This is a genomic window from Pseudohongiella sp. SYSU M77423, assembly GCF_029911965.1.
GTDB lineage: Bacteria > Pseudomonadota > Gammaproteobacteria > Pseudomonadales > Pseudohongiellaceae > Pseudohongiella.
Window position 1 is genome coordinate 1 of sequence record NZ_JARYTH010000005.1, and the last position, 14,443, is coordinate 14,443.

Sequence of the window (14,443 nt, forward strand, 5' to 3'; positions counted from 1 at the left end):
TACCGGGCCTGCCTGCTGAAGTTGCCCTTCAGCTGTCAGGGGCGCGCATTATGCCACAGTTTTTGATGCCTGCAAGCACTTTGACAAAAATTTGTTAAGAAGTTTTGTCGAGCCCTGACGAGGTCCCAATATTATGCACCAGTGTGCGATTGAAACCTGCATACCTGACTGGGTTACTGACTCGAAACTGACGATGCGCCGGCGCGATTTGATCGCCTGGCCTGTCGTCTAAAATACTGCACTAGTCGGTACCCCAAAAGCAGGACGAGTAGTGTACCATAAAATACTGCGTCGAAAACATCTGTACGCAAAATCCAGGTGAGGTGTAATACACCGAGAATAGCTGCAACATAAACCAGTCGGTGAAGCGGTTTCCAACGCCTGCCCATCAGACGCACCATACGCTTGGGAGATGTTGCTCCCATGGCGGCCAGAATCAGAAAAGATACAAAGCCGACCGTGATATAAGGCCTCTCCAGAATATCGTCACCGACCTCGAACCAGCGCAGCTCAAGCAGAAACACGACATACACTACAAAGTGCAGACTGGCATAGAACAGTGCGAACAGGCCCAGGGTCCTGCGCAGCGGAGCCGCTCCGGTAAGCCCCATCAGTTCTCGCATTGGCGTGATTGCCAGACTCATCAGCAGAAAACGCAAAGTCCAGCGACCCGTTTCCAGAGCAAGTTCTTTAGCAGGGTCAGCCCCGAGGGTATTCTGTATCGCACCCAGCAACAGATAGAGGAAAGGCATGCAGGCCAAACCCCAGATGCCCCACCTGATCCAACGCCATAGCGAAGGGTTGCGTCGCCAGTCCGGCGCAGCTCGCGCAGTCAATCCTTTCTCCTGGTAATAACGGGCCTAGTAATAACGGGACAGGTCCATACCCTGATACAGATGCGCCACTTCCTCTCCATAGCCATTAAACATCAGGGTCTCCTGACGCGACGGGCTGAACAGGGTACGCGGCAGCCTTGTTTCCATGTCCTGACGCCAGCGCGGGTGGTGAACATTCGGATTCACATTGGCATAAAAACCATATTCATTTGGCTGCATCATATTCCATGTGGTGGGCGGCTCTTCCTCAACAAATCGGATCTTGACGATGGACTTGACGCTCTTGAAGCCGTACTTCCAGGGTACTACCAGCCTGATCGGCGCCCCATTCTGAGGTGGCATGTAGTTACCATAGAGACCCACCGCCAGGAAAGTCAGCGGATTCATCGCCTCATCCATGCGCAGCCCTTCCCGATAGGGCCAGTCGACGATACTGAAACGACTGCGTTGAGCGGGCATCTGCTCAGGGTCCACCAGCGTTTCAAAGGCGACATATTTGGCTTTTGAGGTCGGCTCCATTCGTTCGATCAGGGAAGCCAGCGAAAAGCCAACCCAGGGAATCACCATCGACCATCGCTCTACACAGCGCAGGCGATAGATTCGCTCTTCCAGTTGCGCAGGTTGCACCAGGTCTTCCAGATGGTACACGCCGGGTTTCGCGCATTCACCCCCGATATCAATAGACCAGGGGTCGACATTAAAAGACTGCGAGTTACGGTAGGGATCTTCCTTGTCCATGCCAAACTCGTAAAAGTTATTGTAAGTCACGACATCCTGGTAAGGCGTCAGAGACTCGTCTGTCCAGAACGGGCCGCCCCGCTCCGCTGCTTCAATATTGCTGAACTTATCTTCCCACCACTGCGCCGGCGCTGATCGCTCAAGGTCCGCCGGCGCCCTGGCACGCAGACCATCGCCAGAGGCTGCACCCGCCAGACCAGGCATCAACAGTCCGGAAGCCCCCACCGCCCCAAAACTCAAGGCATCAGTCATGAATTTACGACGGTTGCGATAAACTGACTCAGGTGTAATCTCTGATGACGGTATTTCTCGTTTGGTCTTGATCAACATAACTGCACTCCCTGAGACTTGGGTGTCTGAAACTAAGGTGCTTTCATTGGCCTGACTGTCATTACGGTTCAGCCGACTGTCCGGTTTGCTCGCGACGCAGCTTTAACTTCTTGTATGCTCCAATAACAGGACCGGAACAAACGTAAACTACGCACATGGTAAGCAGCACTTCATGCGGGCGCTGCGCGATCACCACCAGCAATACTACTGCCATCACGAATACGACGTAGGGGACAGTCCCTTTGAAGTGTATCTCTTTGAAGCTGTAATACCGGTAATTTGACACCATCAACAAACCGGTAATCGCTGTCAGTAATGCTGCACCGATCGCAGTCCAGTAACCTGGCTGAATATTGTATTTGTACGCAACCCACACCACGAATGTTACCAGCCCAGCCGCGACCGGACTTTGCAAACCAACAAAAAAACGTTTGTCGACGGTGCCCAGCTGCACATTGAAGCGCGCCAGCCGCAGCGCCGCACAGGACATGAAGATGAAACTCGCGGCCCAGCCCGCATTGCCCAGTGAGGACAGCGTCCAGCTGAAAATGATCAGCGCCGGCGCCACACCAAAGGACACCATATCTGCCAGACTGTCGAACTGCGCACCGAAGGCGCTTTGGGTGTTGGTCAACCGGGCCACGCGACCATCCAGCCCGTCCATAACGGCGGCCACCAGAATCGCCCAGCCAGCCGCATTAAAATTGCCATTCATACCAGCTATGATCGCGTAGAAACCCGCGAACAAAGCGCCCAGCGTCAGCAGATTGGGCAGCAGATAAATGCCTTTGCGGCTGATCTTGCGCCCGCCTTCTGACACAAACTCTTCGTGTTCATCGATCGGAATAAAGCTGTCGCTGTCATCCTGTGAGTTGTTGTCTTGCTGCGACTTATCGCTCATGTATTACTCGCTGTTGTTGGTGATTCTTTACCACACTCGGTGCACCCGATTATACACGCTTGTCAAAACGCTGCAGTGAGCGCTCATGCTGGTCGGACAATGATTCGGTCACTTTCCAGAAAGCGTTGATCAGCGGATTGCTCAAGCGGCGCTTCAGCGCACAGAGGCCGATTGTGAATGGCTCCAGCTCAGTCATGACCGGAAGCACTTCAATGTGCGCACTCGATGGACTGTTGTCAACGACAACCCGCGGCACCACGGCAATACCACAGCCAAGACTCACCATGCTGACCATGGCTTCATGTCCGGATACCTGCGCATAAACCCGCGGTTTAATACCACGCTGGTGAAACCACTGCTCAAGGCGTTGGCGCGACAGGCCTGTTTCAGAGAGTATCAACGGGATCTGCGCCCAATCATACTTATTTATCTGCTCAGCCCGCTGCAAGGCCTGGCGCAACGGGCAGTCGATCGTGGGTCCGATACACACCAGTGGCGAATGGCCAAGTGGCAGAAACTCCATACTGTCAGGCAGCTGCTCAGGAAGCGCTGCTATTGCCAGAGCATCAAGCTCATCGCTCACGCGTGACAGGGCCTGCGCCGAATCACCTGTGTGCAATTGCAGCTCAACCTGCGGATATTCGGCACGAAACCTCTGCATCAAGGCCTGCAGAAAGCTGTAGCTCGCGGTCACCGAACAGAACAGACTCAAAGCCCCTCGCACCACTTCGTCGGATTGCAGCCCTGCCTGGAGAAGCTGCCAGCGATCAACGACATCGTTCGCAAAATCCCTGACCAGGTAGGCCTCGGCCGTCAGTTTGACCGAGCGCCGATCACGCTCAAACAAAACCACCCCGAGCTCCTGCTCCAGTCGCTGAATGGCGCGCGTCAACCCCGACGCACTGATGTGAAGTTCGCGACTGGCTTTGGCGAAATGCAGCGTGCGCGCCAAAGCCAAAAACATTTTTAGATCTCTGATATCCATGCCAAGATACCGTGCCTCTCTGGCGCGCCAGTCGATTTTGTTGCAATTTTCGCAATACGAAATTGACAATATATCATTTTACGCAAGCATGCTCACCTATTAGTATGGCCGCCTGACCAAATTCAACCTGATTGCAATAAAGGACCGGATTATGAATTACTTCAACACCTTGTCACTGCGCCAGCAACTGCAGCAACTCGGCAAATGCCGTTTTATGGATACAGCCGAATTCGCTGATGGCGTCAACCGTCTGCTGGGCAAGAAAGTAGTCATCGTCGGTTGCGGCGCACAAGGCCTTAACCAAGGCCTCAACATGCGTGACAGCGGCCTGGATATCAGCTACGCCCTGCGCGCTGAGGCTATTGCCGAGAAGCGCCAGTCATGGAAAAACGCCACAGAAAATGGCTTTACTGCCGGCACTTACGAAGACCTGATTCCACAGGCCGACCTGGTACTCAACCTGACACCGGACAAGCAGCATACCTCTGTTATCAAGCAGGTCATGCCATTGATGAAAAAAGGCGCCTGCCTGGCCTACTCACATGGCTTCAACATTGTTGAAGAAGGCATGCAGATCCGTGACGACCTGACCGTCATCATGGTAGCGCCCAAGTGCCCGGGCTCAGAAGTCCGCGAAGAGTACAAACGTGGCTTTGGTGTACCGACCCTGATCGCGGTTCACCCGGAGAACGATCCGCAGGGCGAAGGCCTGGAACTGGCCAAGGCATACGCGGCTGCTACCGGCGGTCATCGTGCAGGTGTTCTGGAGTCTTCTTTTATTGCGGAAGTAAAATCCGACCTGATGGGTGAGCAGACCATTCTTTGTGGCGTACTGCAGACCGGTTCCATTCTTTGCTACAACCGCATGATCGAGAAAGGTGTCGAAGCCGGTTATGCATCCAAACTGATCCAGCATGGCTGGGAAGTTATTTCTGAAGGCCTCAAGCACGGCGGCATCACCAACATGATGGACCGTCTGTCCAATCCTGCCAAGCTGGTTGCCAACTCACTGGCCCAGGAACTTAAAGAAATTATGGCACCACTGTTCCAGAAACATATGGACGACATCATGAGCGGTGAGTTTTCACGCACCATGATGGAAGACTGGGCAAATGACGACAAGAACCTGTTGACCTGGCGCGAACAGACCGGTGAGACAGCATTCGAAAAGTCGACTGCCGGTGACATGGATATTTCTGAACAGGAGTATTACGACAACGGCATTCTGATGGCCGCCTTTCTGAAAGCCGGTGTAGAGCTGGCCTTTGAGACCATGACGGACGCAGGCATTATCGAAGAGTCCGCCTACTACGAGTCACTGCACGAGACACCACTGATCGCCAACCTGATCGGTCGTAAAAAGCTGTATGAAATGAACAAGGTGATCTCAGATACTGCTGAGTATGGCTGCTATCTGTTCTCACACGCAGCAGTGCCGCTGCTGGAAGGTTTCATGCAGAAAGTTGACACTGACGTAATCGGCAAGGGCCTGCAGTTGAGCGACAACAACGTCGACAACACGGCACTGATTGCTGTGAACCAGTCTATCCGTAACCATCCGATCGAGATTGTAGGTCGTCGTCTGCGCTCTTACATGACTGCGATGAAAAAGGCGATCTAAATCGCCTCTGTGATAGTGAGTCACCTGTGCCCTTCCAGGCGCAGGTGCTCACGTCAATCAAGATAATGCAGATTTGAGATTCGCTAACGTTTACTTATTTTCCTCAGTGCATTCGGCACAGATCACATATCAGCCGCATTCATACTTTAAATAAAGCATGTCCGCGGCTCACCACACCGGGATAACTGAGCCTTCACAGGCTCAGTACTTTCTCACCTCTTGAAATACCGGTCACACCGGTACGCGCCACTTCCAGTACCGCTGCATTGCCCAGAGCAGCGATGAAGCTGTCAAGCTTGTCAGAGGTTCCGGTCAACTGAATGCTGTAAACCGTGCTGGTCACATCAACGATCTGTCCACGGAAAATATCCGTGGTGCGCTTGATCTCGGCACGTTGAGCGCCGGTGGCCTTCACCTTGATCAACATCAGTTCGCGTTCAATATGCGAACCCTCCGTCAAATCCACCAGTTTCACCACATCGATCAGTTTGTTCAGGTGTTTGGTGATCTGCTCGATCTTACGATCATCGCCAATGGTGGTGATCGTCAATCGTGACAGCGTGTGGTCTTCAGTTGGTGCCACAGTGAGTGATTCAATATTGTAGTTACGCTGAGAAAACAAACCGACAACACGAGACAGGGCGCCAGGTTCATTCTCCAACAGTATGGAAATTATGTGCCGCATCTTATGTTCTCTCCGTTTTGCTCAACCACATGTCTTTCATTGACCCGCCTTTGATAGCCATCGGGTAAACATGCTCAGCCTGATCCACTGCCACATCGATAAATACCAGCTTGTCCTTCAGCGCGAATGCTTCTTCCATTTTGCTGTCCAGCTCGGACAGTTTCTCAATGCGCATTCCGACGTGCCCGTAAGCCTCTACCAGCTTGATAAAGTCAGGCAGTGATTCAGAATAGGTACTGTGCGAGTGACGCCCACCGTATTGCATGTCCTGCCACTGCTTGACCATACCCAGCGCCTGGTTGTTCAGACACACAATCTTGATCGGCAGACCATACTGCAGACAGGTAGCCAGTTCCTGTATACACATCTGAATACTGCCCTCGCCTGTGATACAGACTGAGATTGCGTCAGGATAGGCCAGCTGCACGCCAATCGCGGCAGGAAAACCAAAACCCATGGTGCCCAGTCCGCCGGAGTTGATCCAGCGGCGTGGCTTGTCGAAATGGTAATACTGCGCGGCAAACATCTGGTGCTGACCCACATCAGAGGATACATAGGCTTCGCCTCGCGTTGCCTTGTAAACACTCTGAACCGCCTGCTGAGGCTTGATGGTTTCACCCTCTGCAGATTTGACTTTCAGGCACTGCTTGGCCCGCCAGCCCTCAATCTGCTGCCACCACAATTCAAGCGACTTACTGTCGACACGGGCGTCCGCGCTACCAATCAACTCCAGCATTTCTTCCAGAACACTGGTGACCGAACCCACGATGGGGACATCAGCAGCGACGGTTTTGGAGATCGATGCTGGGTCGATATCAACATGAAGAATCTTGGCCCCCGGGCAGAATTTGTTGACAGCATTGGTCACACGATCGTCAAAGCGAACACCAATACCCAGCACCACATCGCTGAAATGCATGGCCATATTGGCTTCGTAGGTACCGTGCATACCCAGCATGCCGAGAAACTGTTTGTCCGTAGCCGGGTAAGCACCCAGACCCATCAATGTATTGGTAATCGGAAACCCGAGTGTTTGCGCCAGGCGGGTCAGCAGCTCTGAGCCGTTACCCTGTATAACACCACCGCCGGCGTAAATAACCGGACGCTTGGCCGCCAACAGAATTTCCACTGCTTTTTTGATCTGCCCGGTGTGACCTTTCGCGGGCACCGAGTAGGAGCGCATCTTCACTGATTCAGGATAGCGATACTCAAATTTGCGTGCCGGATCTGTGACGTCCTTCGGGACATCAATGACAACCGGGCCAGGCCGGCCGGTGGTCGCAATGTAGAACGCCTTTTTGACAACGGCAGGAATATCTTCAGCTTTCTGAACCATGAAGCTGTGTTTGACGATGGGGCGAGAGACACCCACCATGTCGGTTTCCTGGAATGCGTCGGAACCGATCAGCGAGCTGTCAACCTGACCGGAGATCACCACCATCGGAATGGAGTCCATAAACGCAGTTGCGATACCGGTAATGGCATTGGTGGCACCAGGGCCCGAGGTCACCAGCACCACACCAGGCTTGCCGGTGGCTCTGGCATAACCGTCGGCAGCGTGCGTCGCCGCCTGCTCGTGTCGTACCAGAATGTGATCCACCTTGTCCTGGTTGAATATCGCATCGTAAATATGCAGCGCTGCGCCGCCCGGATAACCGAACATAAGCTCAACGCCCTCGTCGTGCAGAGCACGAATCAGCATTTCACCACCAGAAAGCAATTCCACAGTCTTAGCCTCTATTGAATCCAATTTTCCATGTCGCAATGACATCGAAGGAATACCGCGAGGTCGCGATAATCCGGCGCTAGTTTATATCAAAAGATGAGCGGCTTCTTGCGTTGTAACACTTTGAAGCCATAGGTGGTTTGTCAGTCACCTATGAGGAACCGGTGTGGGCGCCGATTGCGGCACACCGGTCGACAGGCTGTCGGCAATAATTGTTGTGGCCTGTCTTGCAGAGTCGGGGAGGGGGTTACCTTCTCAGTCTGCAGCAACCGGACACTCAGAGTGGAGCGCCGGTTGTGAGCAGACAATTGTCCCATGATTCCGCCTGTTGTCAAGGCGCAAGGAGACTTTCAACAGGGGCAGTCATCAGTGCAGACTGCCTGCCCCCTGCTTGCCGAATGTGAACCCGTCGGCGCCAACATCAATCGTGATCCGGTCACCTGGCAGGTACTCACCCTTTATCACACGCTGCGCCAGCGGGTTCTCGATCCAGTTTTGAATCGCTCGCTTTAGCGGTCGCGCACCGTAAACCGGGTCGTAGCCAAGCTCGGCAATCCGGTCCAGCACCGCTGGCGACACCTCGAGTCCAAGGTCGTTGTAATGCAGCCGCTTGCTCAGTGAGGCAATCTGGATATCCGCAATGCCCCTGATCTGTGAGGCCAGCAAGGGGTGGAAAACCACCGTTTCGTCGATGCGGTTCACAAACTCCGGGCGGAAATGTCGCGTCACCACATTCATGACTTCATGCCGGGCCTGCTCATAGGCGTTCTCGTCCGACGGATCCAGCAGCATCTCCTGAATGCGATCCGAACCCAGATTGGACGTCATTACAATTACCGTATTTCGGAAGTCCACCGTGCGACCGTGTCCATCAGTCAGGCGTCCGTCATCCAGCACCTGCAGAAGGATGTTGAATACGTCAGGGTGCGCCTTCTCCACCTCATCCAGTAACAGCACTGAATAGGGTCGGCGGCGGACAGCTTCAGTCAGATAACCGCCCTCTTCATAACCCACATACCCCGGCGGCGCGCCGATCAACCTGGCAACTGAATGTTGTTCCATGAATTCGGACATATCGATTCGGACCATCGCCTCCTCGGTATCGAACAGGAACTCGGCCAGCGCCTTGCACAACTCGGTTTTACCAACACCGGTCGGCCCCAGGAACAGAAATGAACCGTTCGGACGGTTGGGATCCGACAGACCAGATCGGGAGCGGCGCACGGCATTGGCGACGGCAGATATGGCCTCCTCCTGCCCAATCACCCGACGGTGCAGAGCATGCTCCATTTCCAGCAGTTTCTGCTTGTCACTCTGCAGCATCTTCGAGACAGGGATCCCGGTCCAGCGCGACACGACATCCGCGATCTCTTCTTCCGTCACGCGGTTGCGCAACAGCTTCATCTCCATCATTTCCGCCTGGGTCGACATATCCAGCGTCTTCTCCAGATTGGGGATGATGCCGTACTGCAATTCAGACATGCGCGCCAGGTCGCCCGCCCGGCGGGCGATTTCCAGATCAGCCCGGGCCTTTTCCAGATTACTCTTGATGGACTGAGTGCCTTGCACAGAAGCTTTCTCCGCTTTCCATATTTCTTCCAGATCGGCGTATTCTTTCTCTACCCTGGTAATATCGTCAGCCAGCTTTTCGAGTCGCTTCCTGGACGCCTCATCTTCTTCCTTCTTGAGAGCCTCGCGCTCGATCTTCAACTGGATCAGGCGTCGTTCCAGCTTGTCCATTTCCTCAGGTTTGGAGTCAATCTCCATACGGATAAGACTGGCCGCCTCGTCGATCAGGTCGATAGCCTTGTCGGGCAACTGACGATCCGGAATGTAGCGCTGCGACAGCCGAGCTGCGGCGATGATGGCTGCGTCCGCAATCTGTACGCCATGGTGCACTTCGTAGCGCTCCTTGAGCCCGCGCAGAATGGCAATGGTGTCTTCCTCGGAAGGCTCCTCGACCAGCACTTTCTGGAAGCGTCGCTCCAGTGCGGCGTCCTTTTCAATGTACTGTCGATACTCATCAAGTGTTGTCGCGCCGACGCAATGCAATTCCCCGCGTGCCAGCGCCGGTTTCAGCATATTGCCTGCGTCCATGGCACCATCGGCTTTGCCGGCGCCGACCATGGTGTGAATTTCATCGATAAACAGAATGACAGAGCCTTCCTGCTTGGAGAGCTCATTCAACACTGCTTTCAGACGTTCTTCGAACTCGCCGCGGAACTTGGCCCCTGCAATCAGGGCGCCCATGTCCAGTGCCAGAATGCGCTTGTCTTTTAGACCTTCCGGCACCTCTCCGTTGACGATTCGCTGGGCAAGGCCTTCGACGATAGCAGTTTTGCCGACGCCGGGTTCACCGATCAGCACCGGGTTGTTCTTGGTCCGTCGCTGCAGCACCTGAATGGTTCGGCGAATTTCACTGTCACGGCCAATCACCGGATCCAGGTTGCCCTGCTCGGCACGCTCGGTGACATCGATACAATATTTTTGCAGCGCCTGAAATGCGTCTTCCGCACCAGCATCCGTCACTTTATCGCCGCCACGCAGATTGCGGATTGCATTTTCAAGTGCTTTTTCACTGACGCCAAAGCTGTTCAGCAGTTTACCCATCTCGCCCTTATCGGACATGGCCGCAAGCAGGACGGTTTCACTGGAAATATATTTGTCACCGCCTTTTTGCGATATCTTGTCGGCCTGATTCAACAGGCGCCCGAGCTCGTTGGACATGGCAACGTCACCGCCGGTGCCTTCCACTGTCGGCAGGCGTTTGACGATGGCCTGCAAACCATCACGCAACTCCTGAATGTTAAAACCGGTCTGCGACAGCAGCGGCCGCACTGAACCACCGCGCTGATCAAGCAGCGCCAAAATCAGATGTACGGGTTCAATGAAATTGTTGTCATTGCCCAGGGCCATGGACTGCGCATCCGCCAGGGCAGCCTGCAATTTACTGGTTAATTGATCCATTCTCATAGCATCACCTCGATTGGCATGCGGAAGCGAGAGGCTGGGCACGCCGGATTACTAACTTGGTTGCCAATAAAGATTGCGGTGACACGGGGGAATTTCAAGTAGGCCGCTCCCCAACAAGCGTCAAGTAGCGGATTGTTTGATGTAAATCACACTCGCCATGCGTCCGGTGACACCATCGCGACGGTAGGAAAAAAAGTGGGTATCGTCACAGACAGTACACAAACTGCCGCCATGGACGGCTTCAACGCCAACAGCACGTAGCCTGATTCTGGCGACCTGGTATATGTCCATCATCCACTTGTCGGGGTGCTGCGGGCTGCGTAAGAAGCTGTCCGCGATCTTAGAGCGCTGAGTGGTGCTTTCGGCCCGGCCCAGAAAGGCCTCTCTTACTTCGTCGCCCACCTCAAAGTGGCAGACAGCGATGGCCGGCCCCAGCCAGGCCAGAAGTTTGCCTGGATCCACCGGCAGGCTGGCGACAGTATTTTCCAGTATCCCATCCAGCAGTCCGCGCCAGCCTGCGTGCGCTACCGCTGCGACCGAGCCCTGCTGATCCGCTATGAACACCGGCAGACAATCCGCAGTCATTACAATTGCCGCCGCGCCAGGTGTCGACACCCACGCTGCGTCAGCCTCCGGAACCTCATCATCGATAGTGGCTGCGTCAATAACACGCGTGCCGTGCACCTGTTTCATCCAGCCCAGCCGCAATCCCGCCGGCAGTTGTTCCGCCAACAGGTCCCGGTTTGCTGACACGTGTGCAGGATCATCATCAACATGAGTACCAAGATTAAGCCCGCAATACGGCCCAACACTGACACCGCCCTGTCGCGAAGTTACCAGCGCACAGACTGAGTCGGGCGCTGGCCACTGCGGCACCAGCCAGCAAACCTGGCCGTCCTCACTGTGTTGCCAGAGCTCCCGGTCATCATCTGCCACGCGCATCTTCCTGCAAGGTGTTGATCAGTATCTGCATGTCCTCGGGCAATGGCACCTCCCAGCTGACTTCTTCACCGTTGGCGGGGTGTAAGAATCCAAGTCTGGCTGCATGCAGGGCCTGTCTGTGGAATCCGCGCAACTGCTCGGCCAGGGCCGGTGTCGCGCCGGATGGTATATGCAAACGACCACCATACAGTGGGTCACCAACCAGCGGATAACGGATATGCGCCATGTGTACCCGTATCTGGTGGGTACGGCCGGTTTCCAGCTGCAGCTGCACATGGGTGTGCGCTTTGAATCTTGAAATCACGCGATAGTGTGTGACGGCCTCTTTGCCACTTTCGGTTACTGCGCGTTTTTTCCGGTGCACCGGATGACGTCCCAGCGGCTCGTCAACGCAGCCGCCGGCTGTCAGCACACCGCAGACAACTGCCTGATACTGGCGCGTCACCTCACGGCGCTGCAACTGCCTGACCAGCCGGTGATGTGCCGGCAGGGTCTTGGCGACCACCATCAGCCCGGTTGTATCCTTGTCCAGTCGATGCACAATCCCGGCACGCGGGATATTGTGCAGTTCCGGGCAGTGGTGAAGCAGACCATTCATCAGGGTGCCGGAGCGATTGCCGGCAGCAGGGTGAACCACGGTGCCTGCGGCCTTGTTGATGACCAGGACTGATTCATCTTCATACACGATATTGAGCTCGATCGGCTCAGCCTGCCATTCGCTGGCCTCCTCTGCTACCGGCTCAGCGCGTAGCTCCAGCACATCGCCAGTCAGCAGCCGGTCTTTGGATCGACGCTCCTGTCCGTTGACGCGCAGCACGCCGTCCTTGATCCACTGCTGCAGTCGACCCCGCGAATAGTCATTGAACAAATTCGCAGCAATCTGGTCCAAGCGGGAGCCATCAAGCTCTTCGGGAACGGTGGCGCTAAGATTAATTGTATCGGTCATGGTAAAACTGAGGCCTCTGCGCCCTTGGGTTCTGTGGCACTGATGTGGTTAAATAGTCGACTGCAACCAGACATTATAGTCTGTTTTGAATGTTTTTGAGGTGTCTACCGCGTGCGAGTCCTGCTGCTATTTACGTTACTTCTGAGTCTGGCGTCCTGTTCCCTGTTTAACAGCGAGGAACGTGACGAGTTTGCCAATCTGTCGACAGAAGAGCAATTCTATCGCACCGCCAACAGGCAGCTGAACTCTTCCAACTTCAGCGCTGCCGTGCGCACCTACCAGGCGCTGGAGTCGCGATTCCCGTTCGGCCAGTTTGCCTCTCAGGCCCAACTGGAGCTGGTCTACGCGCATTACCGAAGTGGTAATCTGGAAGGCGCCAGGGCTGCCGCGGATCGATTTATACGTCTGCACCCCGATCACCCCAGCATAGACTACGCCTATTATCTGAAAGGCGTCGCCAGCTTTTCTGAGAACACCGGTTTCATGAGCCGTTTCCTGCCAACGGATCAGTCCAAGCGGGATATCAGCCGGGCTCGCGATGCATTTAACGAGTTTTCCATTCTGCTGTCGCTTTACCCGGACAGTGATTATGCGGCTGATGCCCGGGCGCGCATGATCTATTTGCGCAACAACCTGGCTATCCATGAAATCCACGTTGCCAACTATTATCTTGAGCGTCGTGCCTACATTGCCGCGCTTAACCGCGCCAGATATGTGGTTGAGAACTTTCAGGGCTCACCGGCGGTAGCCGATGCCGTATCCATTATGGTCGAGTGTTACCTGCGTCTTGGCCTGAACGACCTTGCTGATACCTCACTCGCGCTGCTGCGAACCAACTTCCCGGATCATGCATCGCTGGACAGCGATGGTGACTTTATAGTCCGCAATCATGTCACAGACCCTTCACTGCTATACATGGTCAGTTTTGGTCTGCTCGGCAGCAACGTCGATGACACACCGCTAGCACCCACGCAGCGCCCCCAGCGTTCTATTGAGCCAGACACGACGGGACTGGAGTCTGGTCGTTCGCTGCTGAATATTCTGACGTTTGGACGCTTCGGACGCGGCGCCGACGAGCGAGTGCTGCCAACCGAGCCACCGCCCGGCACACCTTCTGAACCCGTACCTGGGACTCCCGGTCAGCCTTGAGCTGACGGGTAGTTTTCCGGAAAGAAACGGCGTTCAATCAGTTCTATCAGGATGTGAATAATCTTGATGTGAACTTCCTGCACCCGGTCCGCATAGCGACTGGCACCGGCGCTGATATCAACCGTGGCCAGTGTGCCCAGTACTGAACCGGGCTTCCCGGTAAGACTGACCACAGCTATACCCGACTCTCTTGCGTACTCCGCCGCACGGATGACATTTTTGCTGGTGCCACTGGTGCTGATCGCAAGCAGGCAGTCGCCGGATCGAGCACGTCCCTGCAGATATCGGGAAAAAATATGTTCATACCCAAAGTCGTTGGCCACACAGCTGATATGCCCGGGATCGCTGATCGCCGTAGCTGACAGCGCCGCCCGATTATCACGGTAGCGCCCGGTGAGCTCTTCAGCGAAATGCATGGCGTCACTCATTGACCCGCCGTTACCGCAGCTGTAGATCGCCTTGTCCTGCGACAGTGCAGCTATCAGCACTTCTGCGGCATCCGCAATTGCCTGAATATTGGTTTCATCAGAAAGAAAGTTTCCCAGATAAGCCTGAGAGTCAGTCAGGGTGTCACGGATTATCGTGTGCATATGCAGTGTCTACCTGTCATA

At 54.9% G+C, this 14,443-nt stretch carries 12 protein-coding genes; 2 read left to right on the forward strand and 10 right to left on the reverse strand.

The genetic code is table 11. From position 1 onward, the window contains the following. Positions 1–173 precede the first annotated feature (173 nt). The 4 genes from QGM61_RS11440 to ilvY all read right to left on the reverse strand — a co-directional run bounded on the left by QGM61_RS11440 (position 174) and on the right by ilvY (position 3,790). Entirely contained in the window at positions 174–752 is a 579-nt protein-coding gene (locus QGM61_RS11440) for a sulfite oxidase heme-binding subunit YedZ (protein ID WP_281133071.1), read from the reverse strand. 108 nt (positions 753–860) lie between these two features. Then, positions 861–1,904 (reverse strand): protein-methionine-sulfoxide reductase catalytic subunit MsrP, encoded by a 1,044-nt coding sequence (gene msrP, locus QGM61_RS11445; RefSeq protein WP_237134689.1) that lies wholly within the window; start codon positions 1,902–1,904, stop codon positions 861–863. Between the two features lie 61 nt (positions 1,905–1,965). Then, the gene (pssA, locus tag QGM61_RS11450; RefSeq protein ID WP_237134690.1) at positions 1,966–2,805 is read right to left on the reverse strand and encodes a CDP-diacylglycerol--serine O-phosphatidyltransferase; all 840 of its coding nucleotides are present in this window, start codon (positions 2,803–2,805) and stop codon (positions 1,966–1,968) included. Positions 2,806–2,854: 49 nt separating this feature from the next. Beyond that, positions 2,855–3,790, reverse strand: coding sequence for an HTH-type transcriptional activator IlvY (gene ilvY, locus QGM61_RS11455; RefSeq protein WP_281133072.1), 936 nt, complete (start codon positions 3,788–3,790; stop codon positions 2,855–2,857). A 151-nt stretch (positions 3,791–3,941) separates the two neighbouring features. Here ilvY and ilvC point away from each other — a divergent pair, with 151 nt between their 5' ends. Further along, positions 3,942–5,411: a ketol-acid reductoisomerase gene (gene ilvC / locus QGM61_RS11460; protein WP_272907347.1), complete on the forward strand. Its 1,470-nt coding sequence runs from the start codon at positions 3,942–3,944 to the stop codon at positions 5,409–5,411. A 193-nt stretch (positions 5,412–5,604) separates the two neighbouring features. On the opposite strand, the gene ilvN is transcribed toward ilvC, so the two are convergent. The 5 genes from ilvN to rluD all read right to left on the reverse strand — a co-directional run bounded on the left by ilvN (position 5,605) and on the right by rluD (position 12,683). Continuing rightward, positions 5,605–6,096 (reverse strand): acetolactate synthase small subunit, encoded by a 492-nt coding sequence (ilvN, locus tag QGM61_RS11465; RefSeq protein WP_237134692.1) that lies wholly within the window; start codon positions 6,094–6,096, stop codon positions 5,605–5,607. 1 nt (position 6,097) lies between these two features. Then, positions 6,098–7,822, reverse strand: coding sequence for an acetolactate synthase 3 large subunit (locus tag QGM61_RS11470; RefSeq protein WP_237134693.1), 1,725 nt, complete (start codon positions 7,820–7,822; stop codon positions 6,098–6,100). Between the two features lie 366 nt (positions 7,823–8,188). Further along, positions 8,189–10,795, reverse strand: a complete 2,607-nt coding sequence (clpB, locus tag QGM61_RS11475) for an ATP-dependent chaperone ClpB (RefSeq protein WP_281133073.1) — start codon at positions 10,793–10,795, stop codon at positions 8,189–8,191. 120 nt (positions 10,796–10,915) lie between these two features. Then, positions 10,916–11,731 carry a peptidoglycan editing factor PgeF gene (gene pgeF, locus QGM61_RS11480; RefSeq protein WP_281133074.1) on the reverse strand — a complete coding sequence of 272 codons (816 nt, stop codon included), beginning with the start codon at positions 11,729–11,731 and terminating at the stop codon, positions 10,916–10,918. After that, the gene (rluD, locus tag QGM61_RS11485) at positions 11,721–12,683 is read right to left on the reverse strand and encodes a 23S rRNA pseudouridine(1911/1915/1917) synthase RluD (RefSeq protein ID WP_237134696.1); all 963 of its coding nucleotides are present in this window, start codon (positions 12,681–12,683) and stop codon (positions 11,721–11,723) included. Before rluD ends, pgeF begins: the two co-directional genes overlap by 11 nt. A 111-nt stretch (positions 12,684–12,794) precedes the next feature. On the opposite strand from rluD, the gene QGM61_RS11490 reads away from it, so the two are divergent. Next, a complete protein-coding gene (locus QGM61_RS11490) occupies positions 12,795–13,832 on the forward strand; it encodes an outer membrane protein assembly factor BamD (protein WP_237134697.1) in 1,038 nt (345 codons plus the stop codon). Here QGM61_RS11490 and QGM61_RS11495 read toward each other — a convergent pair. Beyond that, positions 13,823–14,422, reverse strand: coding sequence for an SIS domain-containing protein (locus QGM61_RS11495; RefSeq protein WP_237134698.1), 600 nt, complete (start codon positions 14,420–14,422; stop codon positions 13,823–13,825). The genes QGM61_RS11490 and QGM61_RS11495 overlap by 10 nt on opposite strands. Between the last annotated feature and the right edge of the window lie 21 nt (positions 14,423–14,443).